The organism is Paraburkholderia sp. BR13444, assembly GCF_040948755.1.
Classification (GTDB): domain Bacteria; phylum Pseudomonadota; class Gammaproteobacteria; order Burkholderiales; family Burkholderiaceae; genus Paraburkholderia; species Paraburkholderia youngii.
In genome coordinates this window covers 1-205 of sequence record NZ_JBFPKM010000088.1, presented here as the reverse complement: position 1 = coordinate 205, position 205 = coordinate 1, and the positions used below count along the sequence as shown (strand labels likewise).

Sequence of the window (205 nt, the reverse complement as noted above, 5' to 3'; positions counted from 1 at the left end):
GGGCCGTTCTTGATGGTCAGGCCGTCGTTGTTCACCACCGTGTCACCCATCGTCACGCTGTCGACCTTCAGGTCGCGTGCCAGATCGAAGTTCACGTCGTTGCCGGCCGTGCTCTTGCTCACCGCGAGGTTGCCATCGGTGTTCTTCAGGTCGACCGTGCCGCCCGGCGCCACGTTCGTCGCATTCTGGCCCTGCGCGCTCACGT

Annotated in this window: 1 protein-coding gene; it reads right to left on the bottom strand. The window is 64.4% G+C overall.

Annotated elements, in window-relative coordinates; translation table 11 throughout:
* The coding region (locus tag AB3X95_RS39105; protein ID WP_368624021.1) for a hypothetical protein at nucleotides 1-205 on the bottom strand (205 nt) is incomplete at both ends.